The organism is Vibrio sp. D54, from assembly GCF_021728075.1.
Classification (GTDB): domain Bacteria; phylum Pseudomonadota; class Gammaproteobacteria; order Enterobacterales; family Vibrionaceae; genus Vibrio; species Vibrio alginolyticus.
In genome coordinates this window covers 92,244-114,769 of record NZ_JAKKCS010000015.1, presented here as the reverse complement: position 1 = coordinate 114,769, position 22,526 = coordinate 92,244, and the positions used below count along the sequence as shown (strand labels likewise).

Below are 22,526 nucleotides of genomic sequence, written 5' to 3'. Positions count from 1 at the left end.
CCACCTTTCAACGTAAAAATCTCTAGATCAGGTATACCCGCATCATGCGCATATTCGGGCATACCGATCTATCTACTTGCTGTCCGTTTTTAATGATTAAATAATTAGTGTGGTTTGATTACGGCATGTACATATCATTCAGCTTGGTTACCTGTTTGCTTTTCCTACGTTTCAATAAATAGTTAAAGGTCACACCAAGCATTAAGATAACACCGCAAAAACCATACACTTGCATGACCGTTGGGTCGTTTGAAACAAAACCTACGTCCGAAAACATTACATATGCACCTAGTACCATATAGAGAATGACTGCGGACGCCTCAAAGCGGAAAGACCATGGCGTCACATCGATGCTTTCATTAACTGGCATCACATAATCCGTATCACGTGGCATAAAATGACCAATCGCAAACATCAGTAAAGTACAAACTACAAATAAAATCGCTAATTGATGTAAGAAGTGGATTGGGGTGTCAAAGATCAATTGCATCGCAGCATAGGAGCTCACAAAAATCGTTAGTGCAACTTTGGCTGCAATAGCTGGTACACGTTTTGAAATGTAACCAACGAACACAATGGTGAAGATAGGCACACTGAAAAAGCCAGCAACCATTTGTAAATATTGGAATAAACCTTCTGGTGCATATAGGATAAACGGTGCAATACAAACAGAGATAATGGCAATGATGACTCCGAATAGGCGCCCCTTACCGACTAACTCTTCATCGGACTTATCTTTACCAAATAATGGCTTATAAACGTTCAATGCAAATAGTGTCGTAGAACTGTTTAACACACCATTAAACGTACTTAATATGGCACCAAACATAACCGCAACAAAGAAGCCAACAAGAGGCTTGGGTAACACTTCATTCACTAAGCGCGTATACATTGTGTCGGGATTACCTGCATCAGAGCCAAACATGTGGAAGGCAATGATGCCGGGAATGATAAGGAATAATGGAGAGATAACCTTAATTGCACCTGCGAGAATGACACCCTTTTGACCTTCTTTCAGGTTCTTTGCGCCAAGCGCACGCTGAATGATGGATTGGTCGGTGCCCCAATAATACAAGTTCACCAATAATAGGCCCGTGAACAGAGTAGAAAATGGCAGTGGATCCGTTTCTTTACCTACGGATTGCAGCTTCTCTGGTGCGGCAGTGAGCAACACGTCCAAACCTTCTATAAAGTTACCGCCGCCTAATGCCATCAGGCCAAATACAGGGATCATTAGGCCACCAAGAATCAATCCTACACCATTGAAGGTATCAGCAATAACGACAGCTTTTAGACCACCATAAATAGCGTAAAAGAAACCTAACAAACCTATCGTGGCAGAGATCAGTGCGATGGAGCTAAATTCAGAAATACCCAATAAACCTTGTACATCGAAGATTTCGCCTAGTACCACTGCGCCAGCGTAAAGAGTAGTAGGAAGAATGTTGATGACGTATTGACACAAGAACAACAAAGTAACGAACTTCTTCACCGACATGTCATAACGGCTTTCTAAGAAATCTGGAATGGTGGTGATACCTTGCTTGAGGTAACGCGGTACAAGCAGCAGCGCAATGACAACCAGAGTAACGCCAGAGGCAACTTCCCACCCCATCACACTCATATTGTGGGTGTAGGCTTGAGCACTCATACCGACAAAACTGGTTGCACTCAAATTGGTAAGAATTAGCGAGCTGGCAATCAGTCCGCCCGTCAAACTTCGTCCTCCAAGGAAGAAACCATCTTGAGAGGTGTGTTTATCATTTTTAACTTTGCTGTAAGTGAACACCACAACAAAGCCCGTAAACAGCAAAAACGAAAGTAATACTGTAATAGACATTTTGTTTCCTTAACAAGTTAAGCAATTCAACTTGCTTGTTGGTTGTAGGGTGCCCCTCTAGCGAGTATAGGAGTGTTTTATCAGGAACAACGTAAGTTGAAACTGGTCGCTAGAGGAGGCAGGTAGAGGTTTAACGTTTTTTAAGATGAACAATAAGCGCTGATTCGGGATCGAGGATCGGGAGTGTCACCCCAATTTCTTTTAAGTTATCACCACTTAGAGTCAGAGTTTTGTCTAGCCATTTCGGACGTTGTTTCATCAATTGAAAACTGGTCTGTGGCATTTCCACAATCTTGATTTCGTAACTGGCCTTTTCATCCGCACAACTCACCCGAAGTGGAGATGGTAGCGCGTGATTTGGCATGGCCAACTGGCAGACCGTAATCAGCATTTCTTTCCCGTTTTCAACACCATAGATGTTCTGGCTATGATCTGCTGGGTCAATACGGAAAGCACGCCCAGAGTGAAGCAAGTCGCGATACTGTTTGTGCAATTGAATATAATGGGCGAAGGCTTGTTTTTCTTCAGCACTCTCTTTTACTGGATCGAGTTCAACGCCCATGTGACCACTTAACGCCGTCACTCCACGCATATTGATGGCATGGCGACGGTTAGTTGAATGACATTCCGCAGGGCCAATGTGTGCACCCATTACTTCAGGCGGAAAGAAATAACTCATACCGCGCTGAATAGCTTGACGTTCTAGCGCATCGTTACAATCAGAAGCCCAGAAGCGATGAGTGCGTTTAAGGATTTCAAAATCAATACGACCACCACCTGAAGAACAAGACTCAATCTCGACCTCAGGATGTGCCGCATAAAGTTCATCTAACAGACGATAAAGCGCTTTAGTTTGACCATGTACAGCTGGCTTACCTTGATGACCTGGCTGCACCAGTTCACGGTTCATATCCCACTTTAGGTAGCCAATGTTGTAGCGAGTTAGTAAGTCATTCAAACGATCAAACAGGTAGTTGAAGCAATCTTTGTTTTGCAAATCCAACACGTATTGCCAACGACCTGAAGGCTGATGGTAGCCTTGCAGACTCAACACCCAATCGGGGTGTTGGCGATATAGATTTGAGTCTTGGCTGACCATCTCGGGTTCAACCCAAAGACCAAATTCCATACCTTTGTTGTTTACGTGCTCAATCACTGGTTCAAGACCATTTGGGTACTTCGTTTCATCCAAATACCAGTCACCAAGCGCGGCACGTTCGCCATCACGACCAACGAACCAACCATCATCAATAATGAAGCGCTCGACCCCCATCTCAGCGGCTTCGGTTGCCATCTGCATGATGTACTCAGGGTTATGATCAAAATAGATACCTTCCCATGTGTTTAAGTGAACCGGGCGGGGTTTACTGCTTGGAAACTGGATAATATTGGTGCGAACAAACTCATGGAATCGTTGTGAAATACCGTTCAAACCCGAGTTGCTGTATGTTGCGTAAAGCCACGGGGACTGGTATGTCTCACCACTTTTTAAACGCTTTTCACCAGAGAGTAACAACTCGCCGGCTTGAACAAAGCGGCGACCATCACTACGAACATCAGCGCGCAGTTGATGATTACCACTCCAACCAAGATGAAAGCCCCATACGTGACCCAATTGCTCGCCAAAGCCATTCGTGCCAGCGAACAGACCAGGGAAATTTTCATGAGAGGTTCGGCCACGGCGGTTTTCTTGCATAAAGCCACCATGTTCAAAGCGCAAGCGTTGAGTTTGAAATTCATGACACCAACGTCCGTGAAATGTCATTAATTCGTTGGCATGATTAGGTAATGGTAAAGTGGAAGAAAGCTTATCTAAACAATACTCGCTTGACGCGATGTTCTTTATTGAGATGCGTTTTTGCACCACGTCGCTATTGAAATCAAGGTGCAGCTCAATGACCAACTCAAGCCCAGCGATGTCGTCTTGAAGTATAAATGTTGCACTACCATCATTTTGCTCAATAGATTTGGTTATGAACACGGGCGCCCAATTATCGCCATTTCGGTGTCCTTCAATACCAGGCGCATTAAAGTGACCACTACCAAGCTCTGGGCATAGTGATAACGGCACGTCGACATCAAGACGAGCCTGAGAAATAGGCCGCTCGGTCGAGAGGATTAAATCAGGGTCAATCTGAGCTATTTTCGCTCCCCAATGAAGGATTTCAGGAACACGATCCACTTTAATGATCATGCTGTGATTCTTAGACTTTAAGTGAACAAATTTTTGCATTCTGCTTCTCTGTTTTCGCAAACATTTAATCTATAAATAATGATGCGCACATTCAGCTTTATTACGACAAAAAAGCCTAACAAATGTGACTCAAATCATGTTAAAGAGGTATTTTTTGTGTGGTCGATCTTGTGTTTTCGAAAACATTTTTTCATGTTTTTACGACATTAATCACGAGGAAATTTGAATGAATATGGTAGAATGAATAGCAAATCTGGATAGGAGAATGCAGTGGCAGTCACGTTTAAAGATGTTGCGCGGTTAGCTGGGGTCTCAACTCAAACCGTATCTCGCGTAACCAATGGCGCAGATAACGTCGCGGAAGCAACGCGAAAACGCGTCAACGATGCGATAAAAAAGCTTGGCTATGTACCAAACAAAGGTGCACAAATGCTGAGCCGAGCTAAGTCTCGGATCATCGGTATTGTTTCCTTGGATATCTCTCTGCACGGTGTGGCTCTGATTGCCAACGGAATTCGTAACCAAGCGCATGAGATGGGCTACGGGACAGCGTTAACCGTGCTAGCAAACAACTCTATTGATGAATTTCGCGATGCGATTCGAGAGCTTATTGCACAACAAGTCGATGCTATTATTATCAACGCCCCCGTAAATCAAGACATCGCACAGTGTCTGATTGAGCAGTTCAGTCAACTAACATTGGTATTCATTGATGTTCCTGAAGGGACCCCTGTCAATCATGTTAGGTGTGATCATCATACAGGAGCAAACTTAGCGGTATTACATTTGATTGAACAAAAACGCGATTCCTTCGTGTGTATTTCTGGCCCATCTGAATCGACCGCCTCTAAAATTCGTTACGACGCGTGGCAAACACAACTCCAAAAACATGGAGCCAAAGAAGTTGCTTGTTATGAAGGTGATTGGCAAGCAGCCAGTGGCCACAAAGCGATTAAAGACCTTGTTCTAAAAGGTATAGACTTTGATGCGGTGCTAGTCGCCAATGATCAAATGGCACTCGGTGTTTTATGCGCTCTGTCTGAAGCAGGCATCAATGTGCCAAAGACGGTTTCTGTCATTGGGTTTGATGGTATTCAGGACAGTCAATATTTTTCACCGCCTTTAACCACGATCAAACAAGACTTCGACAAGTTGGGCCGTAAAGCCGTTAAATTAATGCTCAGCCAAATGGAAAAACCAGAGGGAACAATCTCTGAGGTGCTGCCCGTCAATTTAGTCGTCAGACAAAGTACAAGTGAAAAAGCAGATACTTCATATGATAAGCAAGAGGTGCTCGCTTGCCTTGAAAATATTCGTCACCTACTGCCATAATTAGTAGAACTATTTAGCCATCTTTTTTATGTTGCTATTAAGCCGATAGTATAAGAAATGTTAGAAAAGTCTCACTTTTTCTTATCTCAAAGAAGTAGCACTGAAAAAATGCTATATTGAAAGCCTCATATCATCATTCCTCCACAGAAGGAATAACACTATGCCACCCTACCTGGTTACTTACTTCAACGAGAAACATACCGTGATAGATAAAGAAACGATATTTATGAAAAACCTAACCAACGCTAAACGCTCGGCAGAGCATCATGCGCCAAAGGGGACTGACCAAATTGAAATCAAAGATTTAATGGATCAAGTCCTAACTCGATTAACGTTAGATGAAAGCTGGCTTGATAACATTGAAAACTGATATTGCCTAACAATCAAAGTTCGTTTGAGATGTATCAATAAATACACAGGCTTGATTAGTTTTTCGTATTAGCCTTTGACACAGTTTAATTTGTTTGTCTGTCAAAGCCTGTTTACGGTTAAGTTGATCGAGTAAACCTGAAAGCATATCTCTGTCCAAGTTACTCAGTTTTTCAGAATGTATGAGGAGTGTCGTATTTATAAGTTCAGAAAGGTTTCTTGAACTCACAATCACCATTCCTTATCCCACTTCTTTTGTTCCTTAGCCCTTTTTCCTTTCGGATTAAGAACAGGTTTTTTCTGCTTTTGTATCGGTTTGGATAGCTTACTCATATATAATCCTATTTTGATGGTTAACTAAATTTCGCACCTTATCCATGCTGACTATGAAAGAGACGATGATACTACATAGGTCAGCATAAAATAGACAAAAGTGAGTAACGGCACTAGTTAAATTAGCACATTATTAATTATTGTAAGTATCGCAAGACTTTGTTATTTAAATTGATGGATCTCAATCAAGAAGCTACGCTGTGATCGACTACACTCATTAACCTCCGGTTATTAAATAACTAACTGGAAGCAAGACAAACGTGGTAGACCCCGCCGATTAAGTAACCTGCACTGATGAGGCAACAACCCTTCTTTATAAATTAGTAACAAAGCCAACTCTATGTTCAACACAATGTAACACTGAAGACACGATACCAAATGAGGTAAGATAGATCGTAATTATTATTAGAAAAAGTTTGGGTAAATTTGATATAGAGTAGAAGAAACTATTTCAAATGGTTAGTTTTTATTAATGTATCGTTCAGCATTTGAAAATAATTTATCGCATAACTTATTTTGAACCATATATTCTTTTGAACCTTCTTCCATAGATTCTAGCGTTTCTTTAGCTTCTTGGTATTCTTTTACCATCATAGAAAATCGTTCTTCGAAGTTGTTTTTCTGCGTTTTTTTGATCGATTTCTTTCTTACTGGTTTTCTCATATAACTACTTACCTTATAAATCCCAAAGTTTCTTTTCTTCTCGTTCTAACAATATATCTTCAATTTTTTTTCTAATTTTATGAATACTATTATAATTATCATTTGTACTAGAGCTTTTATTTTTCATCATTCTTGAGTTACTCTTAATCGATGGTTTTTTCAAAGGATATCCTCCTTCTTTGATATGAGTACGAAAATGCCTCCAAAACCTCACGTATGAATCTTTGATTTTCAAGTTCAAAAAATGAAAATAGAGGTCAAAGAAGCTGGTATTTAACCTAGTAAGAGCATGGATTTTTAGTACATCATTGTTTACCTATTTTCTGGTAGCAGACCAAGAAATACCAATATTATTTTAGATTAGTTTTTAGAGTCATCGGGCTGATTATTAAAATTAAACAAAAAAGACCTCGACTAACGAAGAGATCTTTTAAATAACTCTTATACTAAAGTAACGTTGTCAGCTTGTGGGCCTTTGTTACCTTGTTCAACATTAAAAGAAACCTTTTGGCCTTCAGATAATGTTTTGAAACCTTCGTCAGAAATTGATCTGAAATGAACAAAAAGGTCAGCACCACCGTTATCTGGAGTGATGAATCCAAAACCTTTAGTTTCATTAAACCATTTTACTGATCCAGTTGTTTTATTTGACATAATATATCTCGATACATTGAATTAATAAAAAAGAAAGCTACTAAATAAGGAATGAAGAAAAAGGTATCGCAGGATAGATATGACGAACTTAATCGAATAAAAACTGAGAAGATCTTGAACTAAATGTATTATCAATAGCTCACTGTTTGAGCTTCGGATACTATACACTATGTGTACATAATAGATATGCATTTCTTGATATAAATTTTATTATGTATTAAATCAATTACTTAACGGAAAAATCATAGTGAAAAATGGTACGTCAGATTAAAATCTATGGTATCATTAGAGTAATTATTGCAAACAGATATTCGATACAACAATAAAGCCTGTTTTTAACTTTGAAAGAGGCATAAACAAGTCAACACGAACCTTATTGACTTAAAGGCAAAGAATGAATTGCAGAAGTCAATAGAGCTAGTAATTGGTGTACCATCATGCGCTACTTAGCGATAGTCTATCCAACATATGAGCACAAGAATCGAGTATTAAACTAGACTTTATTTGTCTGATTTTAAAGGAAATTATAGCAGTTCAACCGATGAGTGGACGACCATACATTCTTCGTTGGTTAAGTTTCTACTATTATCACACCTGTTAATAGGAATTTGGACAGTTTGTATGTGGATCAATAATGAAAACCTACCCCTGTGTATATTTGTTGAAAAGAAGAGCGCTGCGATTTGTTTAGCCGTAAATCACCTCTCAAGTAGACCCTAGATCTAACTTAGTAAAGTGTCTACTAAACGTGGAGCATTCGGGTTTATAACGCCGTGTTAAGTGGTGAGTAATGCAGACCACTAACCTAAAATACTGTGCCGTACACACTACAGCCAAAGCAAACGAAAAATGCTACACATTGCGAATCGCTCTTAAACAAGTTTGTTAGCATGTTGTTTCCGCAACAAACTCACTCACTTGAGAGCGTGTAATGAAGCGTACTTTAGTACCGTGAAAATCCTGAACAATTGTTGATGGAACTATCGTGAACTTTTGGATTCTCGCACCGAGTATTCAAAAAACCATTTCAATCATTCACGAAAACTCTTCTCCCCCAGTTCTTCATTAAATTGCTTAAAGCTCTCCGAACCATGAGCATAAAGAGAACTTTCATACTCAGACTATTCCATATTCCAAATAACAACATCTCAGCAGAAAAAAACAAGCTGTTCAGCTAATGTTGAGAGTTTCTTCCATTCGATCAAAGTTGAAGCGATCCAATACGAACCGCTCAGATATGAGACAAGGTAAACGGCCTTTGAGTACATTACGGTTGATTATAATCTGACGAAAAGACAGAGTGCTTAAACCCAGTTGACACTGAACAGCAAAATATCGCTTGATGAAGTGCCCAGTCTGACTGTGGCAGTTCAGGGGTAAAGTAGGCTATCAATATTAACGCGATACTTATAAGATAAGAAAAAATTATATTCTTCCAATTGTGAGGTACCACTTTGGGTAACAGGACTAAAGTTGTAAACCGAGATAACATGATTTCCTTTATTTGCTTCCAGGTAGACACCGACCGCAAGCCCTACTTCATCCATGCTTACTTGTTTTTTCTTACTGTAATCGGGATGTGTCACATCTGTGATCTGATAATCCCCCTTGAGCTTTAAATACCCAAGTCCCAATCCTGTTCCTAACTTTACATTCCATTCATTACGGTTGTGCCGGTTAAAGTGGTAAAAGAGGACCGGTACACCCGATAGGGCGTAGCCCGATATGGATGTTCCCAAATCAATGCCAGTATCATTCCCGCCGACTTCTTGCTTATCAACTTTGAATATACTCCAATCAAATTGTAATTGAACACCAACGTTAGAATCTTTGCTAAAATAGTACTCGTCCGACAGGAGTGATACCGTCGGATAATACTTTATGTCGCTGGTCATGCGGGCAATTGTTTTTTCGTTATCCTTGGACTCTTGAATATCGATACTATTCATTGTGGCTTGTATGCCTATAGCGACTTCAGCGGCCAAGAGTTCGGATGAAAATAAGGAAGCGACAAAGGCAATAATTGACAGAACTGTTTTCAACAAAAAAACCATAATCAGGAATAATAGAAGGAAAGTAACAGCTAGCACTGTAGTGATCAACTAAACTGTAATAGTTCAGACATGATCTGACAGTTACCCACTTTTCGATTCAGTACCTGTCAAATTACGTCTGGGCTAAATTCTTTTTAGCCCAGATTGATTTCCCATCCTCTAATGTTTCTATTGGCATTCTGCCACAGCACATTTTTCCTTGATAAGTACGATGATTGTTGTAGTCCATCCATTCGTCCAGATCTTTTTGTAACTCCTCCATCGAACCATACAGTTTTTTCTAAACGTTATTTGGACATTAACGTGTCAGTGACTTTGCTAATTTAGAAAAACATTAATTATCTCAAGTATGGCAACCCTCTAGTTTTCTGCCCCAAATCATCTTTCTACTACACTTTCAAATTCACTGAAATTACGATAAATCATGGTTTGATCACAATTTCAAACAAAAGTTAAGAGCGCATTTAGTGACTCATAAATCGCTCAGAAAACGTCACAGACTTTCAATCGCTATCGGAAGCGTATTGCCTTGATCAGATGTCCAAAAACATCGCTATGACTTTTTGAGAGACTAGCAACGCCAAAAAGGAACCAGATCTGGTACAAGGCACTTAGCGCACCGCACCAACACATATACGGATGAAATTATTTCTATCTTGATGTGCATCCTATCTTTTATCGCTCAGTTGTATAATAATTGGTTTTTTAAATGGATTTCTATATGGCTTCTATTCGAGTTAAACGAACATTTTTCATCACGGCTCTCGTGTGGGGACTTAATGTTAAAATCAACGATAAGAAAGTTGGTAAAGTTCGTTTTTTAGGTTCTAAGGTTTTTGATGTCCATCCAGGGAAGCAAACTGTACAAGTTTCAATGCCTTTTAGCCGATGGAGATCTAATGAGGCTCATGTTGAAGTAAAAAATGGAGAGGTGGTAACAATAAGCGTTCGTTCAAACTTATTTTTGTTAAATTTATTAATTGGTCTGATTTCCCCATCAAAAGTTTTTAAATTGGTTAAGACTTAATTGAATTTCTGGCTCATTGTAAAGGAGTTTTTATGCCTATTGTGATAGTGGTCGTAGCTGTTATAGCAATTGTTATTTTGGCCAGATCTGGTGTACCAGCAAGTGTTTTAGCTATGACAGTCCCCCTCATTTTTTCTACTTTGGGAGGATTGGCTACAGCAGGTATAGTAAGTGCATTTGCAACACCTGTAGTAGGAGTGCCAGCAGGTCTGATGATTGGAGTTTATCTATTTGCTAAGTTAGCTAGCCGTTGAGTTAAGATCGGCTATTTTGACCTGATTTACCATAACACCCGCTATGCACCATGACAAAAGGTCTGCGTTGGCAGACCTTTTATTGTGTCTCGAAAGGGTACAAAAATTAGAATATGTATCGCTAATCAGCATTAACAGCCTGTGAATGAGTCAAAGCACTAACAACAAAAGGGGCAGAAATGAGCTAGAAAAGGCAAGCCAAGTGTAAGGTCTGGTCGAGCTGTACCTGCCAAAGAGTCTGATCGTGTATGAGTCAGTACATATTAGGGGAAAAAATCCCGCTTCAAACTGAGCGGGCTTCTTTCATTGAACTTGAACCTTAGATAAGCTCGAGCTAATTTCACTCCGAGCAATCACCAACTTAGAGTGCTGCTTTATTAGAGAATTGATATCGTCTTGAGAGTAACCAAGTTTTTGTGCTTTCTTTATTCTTTTTTCTAAATTTTTGATGTCATTATCTAAGCTGCGTACAACCTTTAACTCATCAAGTGGGCGGAAACCAATAGCAGAAAAAACATATTCAGATAGCCAAAATAAAGCACCAATAATAACGGGAACAGCTGTTGCAACAAATGCAGCATTTGCTGGGTCACCCCACGCATTATATGCAGCAATAGCAGCTGTCGACGCGCCACCTACAGATAAGCCGGGTGAAACTTTTGCTTTAGAACTTTGAGATTGCTCAGTCATTCTTAATATGCCCCGTAGCCTTTAAGATAACATCTGCGATCCCATCTGTATTTTTTAGCTCTATCACTTTAGATTCTTTTCCATCACCTCCCCCCTCAACAGTTAACGTTACTGTTGTTGTTGGAATGAGGTAGATAACGATAGCACGGCCTAATAATCTACAGACACGAGCAATCCACGGTAAGGACATGATTATTCCTACCGTGAAAAGTAAACTCATTATTGTATCGTGCTCTAAATTCATAGTATTAGCTTAGCTGACGGATTACTTCTTCAATAGTATAGCGGGTGTTAACTGAGCCATCCGGTTTCGTCGTTTTAACTGTTTTCATCTGGACTAAACAAGGCTTAGTCTTTGAAAACTCTTCATAACCCTGATTAATTCGATTGATGAATGCTTCGTGATTCATTCGTACAGATTCAATGTCACCATTCGGTAGTTTGAACTTCCAGCCTGTAGTGCCCTCGAAGTTTACCTGAGAAAAGTGAATTGTCATTTGATTTGTTTCTTCTTCTACCTGTTCAAGCGTTTTTTGAGGCAGTTTTTTGAAGGTAGCTACATCTTCACTTGCAACAACTTTTAGCTCATCATCATTTTCATTTTTTATGATCAGTTTGGCATCTTTCTTGTTCTCGATTGGTGTCTTGAATACCGTTTCGATATCTTTACGGACATCCTTATCTAGCAAGATTTTGGCAACATCAGGCTCCAGCTCATGGTCTGAGCCATCTTTTGTTTTAAGAATCACTTTACCGTTACGTCGAACGCTACCAACGATTTTTCGACCTTTTAGCTCTTCCATTGCACCGAAAACAGTATTGGCACCAGCGACACCCACAGCCGATGCAATCCCTAAGGTTTGTAGGACATCAGCACCACCATTGTTTAGCCAGGTAACAAACTCGACCATAAATGAGCCTTCTTGATGAGCTCGAACCTCAACTTGTAAGTCAGAGTTCTCACCATTAAGAAGCTTATTCGCCTTCTTGATAGTGCTTGTCATGCTTAAGATTGAATGTCCAAGCGTTTCGGCGTCAATTGTATGATTCGAAGTTTCTTCCATGTCATACGACAGTTTGAATACTTGTTTGTTTGGCTGACTACTGCTAGATGCCATCACGTTATCCTAAAATTAAAATGAGTTCATATGATAAGTAAATAACTCATTTTAACAATAGCTTGCAAATTTATATTCAAAAAATCTCGTTGACCTCTCCCAAGCCCAGACAAGCGACTAAAGGAGCAGATCTTGCTTTTACCTATCCATTAGATCATGTATCGCAAAGTGCTACCTTATGGGCTTGTTCTTACATCGGTACAAACTCATTTTGGGGCAGTAATGAGTTAACCAAATTGTGCCCCCTAATTACCTTGAATTGTACAGATAAACATTACCATAAAGTTCGCCTGAGCTAGAATCCAAAGAAACGTTACAAGACAGTGACGTAATCGAGCTTTAACGTTAATATTAGCCCTACTCCACCCCATCCTTAAAGCGCCGCTCCAATCATGGAGTGGGCATGACATTACAGACTAGCCGAAAGCAAGTTCCAGTCAGTGCAAAGCGCCTGAGAAAACTGGCACCTAACTGGTCATACGCGAACAACATTCTTAACTTTGGTTGCGGTAAGTTTCCAGACCTAACAGAAGAATACCTTACTAACTACCACAAGCAGAGCATGACGGTCACTCACTTTGACCCGAACTCAAAAACCAAAGGCGTAGTGAACAATATTGCCGAAATTGACAGCTCAAAGCGCCGTTTTTGCGTCATGTTGTGTGCGAACGTACTTAACATGTACAAAGATCTTGATGCAGCGATCGCAGACATGGCCAAGATTGATTTTGATTGCGCGGTCATCCAAATCTATGAGGGCAACCGTTCCGGTAAAGGCCGTAAAACGCGAGACGGCTACCAACGCAATGAGCCTGTATCGGCTTACCTACCTATCCTAACGAGCAACTTCCACAAGTTCGATGTGACCTTACACCGAAGCGATAAGTGCATCACTATCGTTAAAGGCCGTAAGTATTACGAGCTGGACGATTTGGAGGACTAATCATGCAACTGGATGAGACGTTCTTTGAAATCCCATGCGATGTAGTGACATTCGATGGCAAGGTGGAACACACAGAGTTAACCGACATTGACCGTGCGGTGGCTGCCTTTTTCCAGAACGTGCTTGATTCTTTACTTGTGACTGACACTAAACGGCGAGAGAACAGTGAGTTTTCTCGCTTTGTTGGCCGTGATAAGTCGAGAAAGATTTATTATGGCAACTTTACCGATCCAGTGTCATTCCTATCTAAGTTAACAGCCAAATTAGGCGGCAAGGTGAAAGCAAACCGTAATGAGCTTTTGCCTGTTTGCTATATCACGCGCGATCCGGTGATTGGGTTTGTTGATGGCGCGGAGTACGTCGATATTGCTGACTATGGCGAACTGGCCAATGAACAAGGCCAGCCTTATGCCGTGATTAATAAGTCCTTTGTCGCGCTTACCTACCGCATTAATGCCCTAACTTGGAACCAGTCTACCCTTAGCCGCCTAGCGCTAGGTTTAATGGTTTGGCTACGTCATACCAAGGGCAAGCGTAAGCATGTATTCAGAGCGAAAACCATGCTCGCGGGTACTGAAATGGAAATCAGCATCGAGATACGTGGCCGTAAAGATGCGATGACCGAACCCGCCGAAGTAGACCATGAAAATACTCGCCTGTTTGCTTCCTCAATCTCTTTTGAAGTGATTGCAGAGGTTTATGAGGCCGAGTCGATCACTGTCCGTCGGGGCGCGATTGGTATGGGAGGCCGAGTCATTGAGTAATAAAGAATACTTTCTCGCCCAAAAAGTTGTCACCAACGAAAATGACATCCCTATCGAGCACATTCATTCGTTTACCTACATTGAGTGTGCTTCGATGGACGGCAACAAGCTAGTTATGGAAATCATGGATCAGGCTGCCGTTTATCGGGATGACTACGGGATTAAGCGCGGTTCAGAGATCGAGGTCACGATGGCCGATGTGAACGAGCGAGGCGATCAGGTTTGGATTGAAAAATTCATTGTGGCCAAGTCCACCAGCGCTGACGGTATGCTTACCGTTCAAGCATTCCAAAAGGATGCGCACCTACTTAAAGAGCCAGTCACAACGCCTCGATTCTTTGTTGAAATGCAGCCTAAAGACATTCTGGCCGAGCTGTTACCCGAGCTAAAAATCGAATGTGACAGCTTTGAGCGTGGCGCTACGTACCATTTAAATGCTGGTGGTACTAAGTCTCGCTTAATTCGAACAATGGCCAGAGATTACGGCTCAGTGGCGTTTATCTGCCGTGGTGTTATGCACTTTAAGTCGCTCAAGAACATGGATATGAGCGAGCAATTCAAGCTGGAACAGTCGAATCCAGAGGAAGCAGAGCACAGCATTGCGAACTACTCCATTATCGGAGAGGAAGCCCTGTTTGAGCGCGTTCTTAACCGTAACTATGCCTCGTGGGATACCGTCGAGGGCTTCCAAGGTGGCCAACGTTCGGGCGCTATGGTCATGGTCAGCGTTCCACAAGCCAAGGCGCTGAATAATCAACACATGGCCATCATCCCTATTTTGGATGTGGAGCTCACCGGAAATACCGCCTTTACGCCTCTTTCAGTGTGCTCAGTGTTATTCCATAAACGGCTACCCGCTACCGAGCTGGATGAGTCCATGCCAGAGAAACAAATCATGAACCGTGTCGCCCATTGCCAACGTGGGAACCGGTATCAGTGTCGTATCGAGTTGGGAGTACGCAACCTATGAGCGATTCGTCAGAGAACAGAACACGCACCAACGTCACTAACCGCTTGTTTGGTAGCTATCAGGCCGAGGTGGTTAATCCTGTTCATCCGAAAGGCTTGTACATGGTATCCGTTCGCTTGCTTGGCTATTGGGATGCAATCCCCGATAAGGATTTACCCTTTGCCGAGTTTCTACTGCCATTGGGTGCAAAGCCGAGTTGTGGCCAAGTCGTGCCAGTGGAAAAAGGCGATCTGGTTTGGGTGGATTTTCCTCGCAATGGCGATACCCGTTATCCCCGTATTACCGGAGCGCTTTACTACGCGCCTAACTATGAGTCGTTCCTACCAAGCGAGGTGAACAGCGAAGCCTATCAGCCTAAACGAGCCGATGGAGAACCCGAGCCACCAGCCTATGACCGCAAAGATGCGCTCTTTGTGCGATTTGGTTTGCGCGAGCTCATCACGCATCAAGGCGGCTACTCAATAACGCATACCCAAAGCGGCACGGCCATTGAAATCACACCAGATGGCCAATGTGTTATCCACGTCGAGGGCAATGCGTTTCGCAGCTCAACAGGGAACACATTGGAGCAAATCGGAGGCGCACTAACTATCAAAGTGAAAGGCGATGCGAACATCGAAGCGGGTGGTAATGCAACCGTAAAAGCCTCCGGTAAAGCCACCCTAGAGGGCAATGAGGTGACCATTAAAGCGAGTGGTAACGTCAATATCGATGCTGGTGGTCAGTTCGCTGTTAAGGCTGCCGCAGCTCCATTTACATTAGGGTAATGCACTATGCCAGCCGTAGGAATTGTAGGGAGTGTGGATAGTGGTCATGGTGGCTTTAGTCCAGGTGTTTTTGTTTCTGGCCAGCCACTACTGACCGTGAATGGAATCAATGTATTAGGTACGGGTGATATATCCGTCATGCACGTAAAACCAGATAACCCGCCGCACGTAGGCGTTATTACTGGTAGTTCAAAACTTACTGTTAATGGCGTTCCGGTCGCCGTGGTAGGCGATGCCCTTGGGTGTGGCGCTACGCTGGTAAACGGTAACGACTTGTTGACGATTGATTGAGGCAATTTGATGTTAGACACACAAGAGCAAATCGAACAGTTTCGCCAGTTTTTAGACGTAGGCGGCCTTAAGGAAGCGGAGAACCTTACCCGAGGCAAATCCCTTAAGGTGAAGTGTGAAAGCTTGTCAGGGAAGCTATCAGGCTGCGTGAGCGAGGATATTGAAGACTACCAAGGCGCATCGCAGTTAGTGGTAACGCTTAAGGGTTTGAATGACTCAGTGAGCGCAACGGTGGCCACGTTAACGCAATGGAATGAGCACCTAGTGTTGATCACCGATCCAACCGACCTCGAACAAGTGTCTATTGGTGTGAACATCAAACACAAGGTTGATGGTACAGAGGACAACGTACCCGCTCCGAGTATCTTGCCAATTACCAGCAAGGAAGAACTGAAAGCGCTTGAGGCAGTGATCAACGGTCTTTCCGGCCATGTGGATGCAGCCGTATCTCTTATGGCGCAAATCAATACTGCATTAACGCCACCAACAAGCGGCAGTGAGTCAGATAACGGTGCAACCTTACCGCCGCCAGACTTGCCGCCGGAACTAGAAAGCCAAGCGAATGCGCTAAACGAGAACATGGCTCCCCTTGCTGGTGGCGTGACCAGCTCAAGCACGGTGATTGACGCAATGATCATTGCGTCGAAAGAGGAACGCACCTTAGCGTTAGGCTACTTCACTAAGGCGATTTCATTTACCATTTGTAGCAACCAGACGAAAAAAACGAGCATCAAAGACGCGACAGAGGAGGTATTTAGACTGTAGAATTTTTTTGTTGCTAATCCCTTTCCTATTCGCACTAGAAAAAAGACAAAATGAGTTATTCAGTTTATTTAAACGCATATGAACTATGCGGATTAATGTCGCTTATCATCGTACTAGCAATTAACCTATTTAGAGCTCGAAACGAGCTTAAATCCACCAAGGCGCAACTATCCTTTGTGATACGCAAAAGCCTCAGTGTTGAGGGAGAATACATGTACGATGGGTGCAGAATGAACGTGATATTTGATGCGGTGCGATACAGCGGAAATCAGTTTTACTTGATGCGTAAAGATCAGGTGATGGCCAGCTTCCACGTAGAACCCTATCGAGTTAATCCTGTTCTTGATTACTTCAAATCAAACAAGATAGAGCCCGTTCAAAACCGACCATAATCCAAGCAAAGCCAGCGTTCGCGCTGGTTTTTTTTCTAAATTGCAGGCAAAAAAAAGCCGCGAGGTAAGTGTTCGCGGCGCAAGAAGCTATTACAAAGGTTAAAAATGAAGTTTCAACGTTAGTTGACACCAGTCGATTGGGATGCCGATCTGGTAAAGCAAATATATTTCCCATTCCGAATACAGTCAATACATAAGTACATATTAGTTAAGATAAGTTTTGGAATTTATAAAATGAAAAAAGTCTGTATTCTTGTTGGCCATAGTTTTAAAGATGGCGGTGCTTACAACGAAACATTCGGAATGAATGAGTATGGCTATAATCATCCCCTAGCCAGCTTATTGGCCGCCGAGCTACATAAGCGAGACATTCTTCCAGTGATCATGTATCGAGACACCTACTCACGGATGATCGGTGATGTGAACGAATCGGGCGCTGACTATGCCATCGAGTTACATTGTAACAGCGTGGCCAATAAGTCAGTTCAAGGTTCAGAGACATTGCATTGGCATAAGTCGGACAAGAGTCAAGCACTTGCTCAGCGCCTACAAAAAGCGGTGGCTGGACTTATCGGACAGCGTGATCGTGGCCTTAAGCCTATCTCGAACACTGGTACTGATACTCGCGGTTGGCGTTTCTTGATGAAAACCAAAATGCCAGCCGTGATTTTGGAGCCGTTCTTTTTGTCTAACGACGAGTCGTTACAAAAGGGATTGGAACTGCGCGAAAAGCTAGCCGTAGCACTGGCAGAAGCGTTCGCAGAACACATTAAAGAGAGCAACTAATGATGGGACTAGCAAAAGTGTTTACAAGTAGTCTATTTAAAAGCGCCACCAGCGAGAAAGTAGGTGGCATTATCCACGAACTGACCGAGTTTGGTGATCGTGTGTTTACCAGTGACGAAGAACGCAAAGAGTTTGCCTACAAACTGGCAGAGCTTGAAGCGGCCAGCTCTAACACATTGGTACGTACAGGACGCGCCGCTATGATGTGGAGCATCGCGCTGGTGGTCGTTTATCAACTCATTGTTCGTGACTTTTTGGCCGTTTTCTATGGGGTTGAGCTTCCAAGCTTAGAGACTGACACACAAGAGCTACTAAGCAACGTATTCGGCTTTTTGGCAGGAACCCTATAACAACTGAAAATTTTTTAAATTTTTTTTAGATGCCCTTTCCTATCCCCTTTTCTCTCAACAAAAACACACGATCAACGACATAGAAATCCCCTGTCGTTACCATTCCCACAAAAGCGCACAAAAAGAAATAAATTCATTATATAACAATAAGTTAAACGAAATTTTACCCCTGTTTTTTTCGCAATAAATCTTAATTACTATCCGAAATTGAGCGAATTTTTACCGCTTTTCTGCGGCTTAACTATTCCGAACACCATCAACTAATAGATAAGGTTTATTTACATGGCAGATAAACGTTCTAACTTCAACAAACGCATTGAGGCGATTCATTTAGGCGCTCAAGCAATGCACAATCTGTGTGTCGAATCCCAATTCGATTCACAAACAGGCATATTTCTAACTGACGACAATTCTCGTGGCGCGGCTATTTTGTCAGCCATTGCGAATGAGCCTATGTTCGAGTCAGTGTCTCAAGAAACAGCGGTTAGCATCGTATCAGGCATGCAGTCTGCGGTGCGTGAATACGAAAATACTTACGGCCACCTACCTAGCGATGAGCTAATGGCATCAGCTCACGCAACTATGCGTAACATGATGATGCTAGAGGGTGCTAAGCGTGATGGCTCAACAGGCGCAATGATGCTTGAGTCTATCGGTCAATCTCTATCAACATCTGAGGGTGTTGAAATTCGTGCGAAGATGGTTGGCCTAGTGCTTCCTGTTCTTCTTGAGACAGCAACACTTGACGCTGTAACCATGATCCCAGCGGGTGCGAACGAAGTTGAGATCTTCAAAGTTTACCGCCGCACTGGCTCAAACTTTGGTGACTTCGCAGCGGGTACTGAAATCGACCAAGCAACGGTTGGCCAATACTCGTCTATGCGTCAGCGCTACAAGTTTGTCTCTGAACAGCAACCAGACGGCACTAAGACAACTCACGTCTTTGACTCTAAGACTGACCTACAACACACCAAGTTTGAAATCCCATTCACGAAGACATCTGTTTCCCTATTTATTAACCATAAACGTGTGGCTCGCGACCTAGACAGCAACGGTAGTCAAATAATGACAGGTACTCACAATGGTATGGTTATTAACTGTCAGATAGACCATGCAAAAGGCAAAGTTACCGTCACTCCAACATCAGCCCTACCAGCAGGAACGGTTCTGCACATCGAGTTCGAAGTAGACATTGAAAGACGCCCTGACCTTATCCCAACGATCGACCATGATATGGACTCTCGTATACTGCGCCCACGTCAAAACGCAATCGCAGCAGACGCGACTATTCAAGCGATGTTCACAATGCAACGCGAGTTTGGCCAAGATCTGAAATCTCTACAGATGAGCCACATGCGCAACACATTGGCATCGGAAAAAGCGACTCGCCACCTAGTAGATATGGACTTTGCTTGTACGCGCGAAGAAACATTCAATATCTACGTAGCGGCTGGTGAAGATTGGCGTCTACATCGTGAACGTCTAAACGAAGTTCTTCTAAACGTTTCTACGAAGATCCTACAAGCGACTCGCACAACTGGCATGACAGGTATCTTTGCTGGTACTGGCGCGTCAACAATCCTTAAGTCACTAGGTGCTCCATATTTCGTAGCTCCGGCTAACTACCAACAGAAAAACGCTATCCACTACGCAGGTAAGTTGTTCGGCATGTGGAAAGTATTCGAGTGTCCGGTAGTGATCGGTACGAACGACATGCTTTGTTACGGTCGCGGTTCTTCTCACTCTGAAGCGGGCTACGTAGCAGGTGATGCAATCGCAGCAACCATGTACACGCATCCAATCAGTAAAGGTCTAGTAGCGTCTAACACCCTATACGAACTGGCCTACGGCGAAATCCATCCATTCGACGGAGAAGACTACTTCTACCGCGTGAAACTTATCGACGAAGCTCCTGTAGCAGAAGCGGCATAAGGTAAGTAAGCGGCAGTCTTACGGGCTGCCGCTCTTGGGGGATTCGATGAAAGAAACGATCGTTTTAATCACCAACCACACACCAAAGGAAATCACGGTACAGGGTCGCCTAATGCCACCACTGGCTAAAGATTTCCCTCTCTCAGTTTTCAACGTGAACCGCTTCAAACACGAAGTGGAAGCGGCCTACCCAAACGGCCTCGTTTCGGTTCGCCTTGAGCCAACGGTTTTACCAGAAGCTCAAAGACAACCAGGCACAGCGCTATCAACACTTGAGCTAAGCGCGAGCGTTGAAAAAGCACTGACTAACCACGGTGTAGCAACGGTTGAGCAACTAACCGAAATGACGAAAGAAAACGTGATTGCGGTGAAAGGTATTGCTCAAGCGGGTTTACAAGAAATTGTCAGCCAGCTTGCAGCACAGAATCTAACGCTGAAAGAGACAGAGAATGAGTAAGATTGAATTTTCAATGGATAACGTCTCACAAGTTGCGGTTTCGCCAATTAACGCTGACTCGACAACTAAGCAAGGCACTGGCTCTAACCAGCTCGTGTTTGGCGGTGTGATTGTGTCTCAAAAAGGTAAGCCGTTCGAAGTGATTCCGGTAACGGCGGCTAACTTCCTAGACAAGCTAGGTAAGCCTTACCACTCAAGCCTTGGCAAATTGGCTGACGGCATGCGCGTTCTTGATGAAGCCTTGCGCGGCGGTAATGGCCTTGTGGTTCGTGTCGTACCAAAAACGGCAACCTATCCAGCTATCAAGTTAACCAAACCAGCAGACGAAGTAACGATCACAAATGAAGCGATCAACTACTCGGCTGACCTGTCACTTGAAGATGGCGAATTTTTAGCGATCGCTATCAAAGACGGTGCTCAATCCGACAACCGCTCTATCACGCTTGCGAAAGCAGACGAAGCGACTTACGGCGCTGGCATGTTCACTCTTACCCTAGCGGAAGAACAGGCGGCTGGTGGCTCTGTAGTGCTAGAAGAATGGGTTGTATCCCTAGAGCCTACAGCAGTAGACCAAATGGGTAGCGCTGCGTTTATTGAGACTGTTCTTGAAGAACGTTCGCAGTACCTAACTTGTCGTATCGATGCAGAAGTAGCGAAACGCGAAGTTACTGCAATTGCTCAAACCAAATTCACAGGCGCAACCAACGGCAATATTAGCGACATTACGGCTGAAGATTACCAGAAAGCAGTGAAAGCACTACGCACTACCGTTTACAGCTACAACTACGTTTGTGGTTTGGGCTGCTACGAAACAGCGGTAATCACTGACCTAGCGCAAATCTGTAAAGACAAACGCATTTCTGGCTACTTCGATATTGATCCTCGCCTAACGCACGAAGCGGCATTGGAGTTCAAAAAAGGTCTGAACTTCAACAACCATCGCGCTTCATTCGTGCATATCCCTTACCAAGCTAAGTGTCGTTTCTACGGTAACATGGCGGTATGGGGCGGCTCGGGTATCGGCTTTGCAGCTAAAGCGCTTGGCGTTGCTAAGACCTCTCCGGTCGGCGGTTGGCACTACACACCAGCAGGTGTTGAACGTGCTGTTATCCAACGTACTGGCCTAAAACCAATCCAAGGTGCTGGCGAGCCTAACTACCAAGAAATGTACAAGGCACGTCTAAACAAACTAGGCACAGACGAAAACGGCAACCTGTTTATTGATGACTCCCTAACGTCATCTGCGGCTGAAAACTACCTACGTTTTGAGCAAGTCGTGTCTATTGCTGACGCTATCTCACGCGACTTCTACGCACTAGGTAATCGCCTAAAACACCAACCTGACGGTGCAACGCTTGAGGGTCTAACTGACGGCATGGCCAGCATCCTAGAGGGCTATGAAGCCGTTGGTGCGCTAGTGACACCTCGTAATCCAAATCAAGACGGCGAAAGCGCTTGGACACTGGAAATCAAGCAAGTCGAAATCGACTACTGGAAAGTCACTTGGTCGTTCTGTCCAACTGGCTCTGCGCGTCGAATCCTTGGTGAACCTGTACTAATCCGTTAATCAACATAAGAGCA

The 22,526-nt window shown here is 43.2% G+C and carries 25 protein-coding genes and 2 pseudogenes; 17 read left to right on the top strand and 10 right to left on the bottom strand.

Annotated elements, in window-relative coordinates; all coding sequences use genetic code 11:
- Positions 1 to 118: 118 nt before the first annotated feature.
- Together L3V37_RS18175 and L3V37_RS18170 are read right to left on the bottom strand one after the other, a co-directional pair.
- Positions 119 to 1,840, bottom strand: a complete 1,722-nt coding sequence (locus L3V37_RS18175) for a solute:sodium symporter family transporter (RefSeq protein WP_017634143.1) — start codon at positions 1,838 to 1,840, stop codon at positions 119 to 121.
- A 130-nt stretch (positions 1,841 to 1,970) separates the two neighbouring features.
- Positions 1,971 to 4,073, bottom strand: a complete 2,103-nt coding sequence (locus L3V37_RS18170; protein WP_017634144.1) for an alpha-galactosidase — start codon at positions 4,071 to 4,073, stop codon at positions 1,971 to 1,973.
- Positions 4,074 to 4,304: 231 nt separating this feature from the next.
- On the opposite strand from L3V37_RS18170, the gene L3V37_RS18165 reads away from it, so the two are divergent.
- The gene (locus tag L3V37_RS18165; protein WP_017634145.1) at positions 4,305 to 5,366 is read left to right on the top strand and encodes a LacI family DNA-binding transcriptional regulator; all 1,062 of its coding nucleotides are present in this window, start codon (positions 4,305 to 4,307) and stop codon (positions 5,364 to 5,366) included.
- Between the two features lie 160 nt (positions 5,367 to 5,526).
- Entirely contained in the window at positions 5,527 to 5,736 is a 210-nt protein-coding gene (locus L3V37_RS18160) for a hypothetical protein (protein ID WP_017634146.1), read from the top strand.
- A gap of 791 nt (positions 5,737 to 6,527) precedes the next feature.
- Here L3V37_RS18160 and L3V37_RS18155 read toward each other — a convergent pair.
- The 3 genes from L3V37_RS18155 to L3V37_RS18145 form a co-directional block, all read right to left on the bottom strand.
- Entirely contained in the window at positions 6,528 to 6,731 is a 204-nt protein-coding gene (locus tag L3V37_RS18155; RefSeq protein ID WP_054579159.1) for a hypothetical protein, read from the bottom strand.
- Between the two features lie 13 nt (positions 6,732 to 6,744).
- Entirely contained in the window at positions 6,745 to 6,894 is a 150-nt protein-coding gene (locus tag L3V37_RS18150; RefSeq protein WP_193838005.1) for a hypothetical protein, read from the bottom strand.
- Between the two features lie 278 nt (positions 6,895 to 7,172).
- Positions 7,173 to 7,385, bottom strand: a complete 213-nt coding sequence (locus tag L3V37_RS18145; protein ID WP_053307303.1) for a cold-shock protein — start codon at positions 7,383 to 7,385, stop codon at positions 7,173 to 7,175.
- A gap of 1,155 nt (positions 7,386 to 8,540) precedes the next feature.
- Between L3V37_RS18145 and L3V37_RS18140 the strand changes: the two are divergent.
- Positions 8,541 to 8,728, top strand: a pseudogene (locus L3V37_RS18140) (IS3 family transposase); the annotation flags it as partial.
- Between the two features lie 27 nt (positions 8,729 to 8,755).
- On the opposite strand, the gene L3V37_RS18135 reads toward L3V37_RS18140, so the two are convergent.
- On the bottom strand, positions 8,756 to 9,427 hold the full coding sequence (locus L3V37_RS18135; protein ID WP_237306735.1) for a hypothetical protein: 672 nt from the start codon (positions 9,425 to 9,427) through the stop codon (positions 8,756 to 8,758).
- Between the two features lie 124 nt (positions 9,428 to 9,551).
- A pseudogene (locus L3V37_RS18130) lies at positions 9,552 to 9,719 on the bottom strand (IS481 family transposase); the annotation flags it as partial.
- A 441-nt stretch (positions 9,720 to 10,160) separates the two neighbouring features.
- On the opposite strand from L3V37_RS18130, the gene L3V37_RS18125 reads away from it, so the two are divergent.
- On the top strand, positions 10,161 to 10,466 hold the full coding sequence (locus L3V37_RS18125) for a hypothetical protein (RefSeq protein WP_237306734.1): 306 nt from the start codon (positions 10,161 to 10,163) through the stop codon (positions 10,464 to 10,466).
- 32 nt (positions 10,467 to 10,498) lie between these two features.
- Positions 10,499 to 10,720, top strand: coding sequence for a hypothetical protein (locus L3V37_RS18120; RefSeq protein WP_237306733.1), 222 nt, complete (start codon positions 10,499 to 10,501; stop codon positions 10,718 to 10,720).
- Positions 10,721 to 11,023: 303 nt separating this feature from the next.
- Here L3V37_RS18120 and L3V37_RS18115 read toward each other — a convergent pair whose 3' ends face one another.
- From L3V37_RS18115 to L3V37_RS18105, 3 genes are read right to left on the bottom strand one after another with little or no spacing between them, the layout of a single operon-like run.
- Positions 11,024 to 11,410, bottom strand: a complete 387-nt coding sequence (locus L3V37_RS18115; RefSeq protein WP_237306732.1) for a hypothetical protein — start codon at positions 11,408 to 11,410, stop codon at positions 11,024 to 11,026.
- Positions 11,403 to 11,600 carry a hypothetical protein gene (locus L3V37_RS18110; RefSeq protein WP_237306731.1) on the bottom strand — a complete coding sequence of 66 codons (198 nt, stop codon included), beginning with the start codon at positions 11,598 to 11,600 and terminating at the stop codon, positions 11,403 to 11,405. Before L3V37_RS18110 ends, L3V37_RS18115 begins: the two co-directional genes overlap by 8 nt.
- Positions 11,601 to 11,658: 58 nt before the next feature.
- Complete coding sequence (locus L3V37_RS18105) at positions 11,659 to 12,528, bottom strand: hypothetical protein (protein ID WP_237306730.1); 870 nt, start codon at positions 12,526 to 12,528, stop codon at positions 11,659 to 11,661.
- A gap of 403 nt (positions 12,529 to 12,931) precedes the next feature.
- On the opposite strand from L3V37_RS18105, the gene L3V37_RS18100 reads away from it, so the two are divergent.
- The 12 genes from L3V37_RS18100 to L3V37_RS18045 all read left to right on the top strand — a co-directional run bounded on the left by L3V37_RS18100 (position 12,932) and on the right by L3V37_RS18045 (position 22,512).
- The gene (locus L3V37_RS18100; RefSeq protein WP_054579153.1) at positions 12,932 to 13,471 is read left to right on the top strand and encodes a hypothetical protein; all 540 of its coding nucleotides are present in this window, start codon (positions 12,932 to 12,934) and stop codon (positions 13,469 to 13,471) included.
- Positions 13,472 to 13,473: 2 nt separating this feature from the next.
- Positions 13,474 to 14,235: a hypothetical protein gene (locus L3V37_RS18095; RefSeq protein ID WP_213892703.1), complete on the top strand. Its 762-nt coding sequence runs from the start codon at positions 13,474 to 13,476 to the stop codon at positions 14,233 to 14,235.
- Positions 14,228 to 15,205 (top strand): hypothetical protein, encoded by a 978-nt coding sequence (locus L3V37_RS18090; RefSeq protein WP_054579151.1) that lies wholly within the window; start codon positions 14,228 to 14,230, stop codon positions 15,203 to 15,205. Before L3V37_RS18095 ends, L3V37_RS18090 begins: the two co-directional genes overlap by 8 nt.
- Positions 15,202 to 15,972, top strand: coding sequence for a hypothetical protein (locus tag L3V37_RS18085; protein WP_237306729.1), 771 nt, complete (start codon positions 15,202 to 15,204; stop codon positions 15,970 to 15,972). The genes L3V37_RS18090 and L3V37_RS18085 overlap by 4 nt, the downstream gene beginning before the upstream one ends.
- A gap of 6 nt (positions 15,973 to 15,978) precedes the next feature.
- Entirely contained in the window at positions 15,979 to 16,263 is a 285-nt protein-coding gene (locus L3V37_RS18080; RefSeq protein ID WP_054579149.1) for a PAAR domain-containing protein, read from the top strand.
- A 9-nt stretch (positions 16,264 to 16,272) separates the two neighbouring features.
- Complete coding sequence (locus tag L3V37_RS18075; protein WP_213892709.1) at positions 16,273 to 17,028, top strand: hypothetical protein; 756 nt, start codon at positions 16,273 to 16,275, stop codon at positions 17,026 to 17,028.
- A gap of 212 nt (positions 17,029 to 17,240) precedes the next feature.
- Positions 17,241 to 17,420 carry a hypothetical protein gene (locus L3V37_RS18070; RefSeq protein WP_146192901.1) on the top strand — a complete coding sequence of 60 codons (180 nt, stop codon included), beginning with the start codon at positions 17,241 to 17,243 and terminating at the stop codon, positions 17,418 to 17,420.
- Between the two features lie 234 nt (positions 17,421 to 17,654).
- Positions 17,655 to 18,206: an N-acetylmuramoyl-L-alanine amidase gene (locus L3V37_RS18065; protein ID WP_237306728.1), complete on the top strand. Its 552-nt coding sequence runs from the start codon at positions 17,655 to 17,657 to the stop codon at positions 18,204 to 18,206.
- Complete coding sequence (locus L3V37_RS18060) at positions 18,206 to 18,556, top strand: hypothetical protein (protein ID WP_017635640.1); 351 nt, start codon at positions 18,206 to 18,208, stop codon at positions 18,554 to 18,556. The genes L3V37_RS18065 and L3V37_RS18060 overlap by 1 nt, the downstream gene beginning before the upstream one ends.
- Before the next feature lie 282 nt (positions 18,557 to 18,838).
- Complete coding sequence (locus tag L3V37_RS18055; protein ID WP_237306727.1) at positions 18,839 to 20,488, top strand: hypothetical protein; 1,650 nt, start codon at positions 18,839 to 18,841, stop codon at positions 20,486 to 20,488.
- Between the two features lie 46 nt (positions 20,489 to 20,534).
- Positions 20,535 to 20,945, top strand: a complete 411-nt coding sequence (locus L3V37_RS18050) for a DNA-directed RNA polymerase subunit alpha C-terminal domain-containing protein (RefSeq protein ID WP_213892711.1) — start codon at positions 20,535 to 20,537, stop codon at positions 20,943 to 20,945.
- Entirely contained in the window at positions 20,938 to 22,512 is a 1,575-nt protein-coding gene (locus L3V37_RS18045; RefSeq protein WP_213892713.1) for a hypothetical protein, read from the top strand. The genes L3V37_RS18050 and L3V37_RS18045 overlap by 8 nt, the downstream gene beginning before the upstream one ends.
- The last annotated feature ends 14 nt before the right edge of the window (positions 22,513 to 22,526 follow it).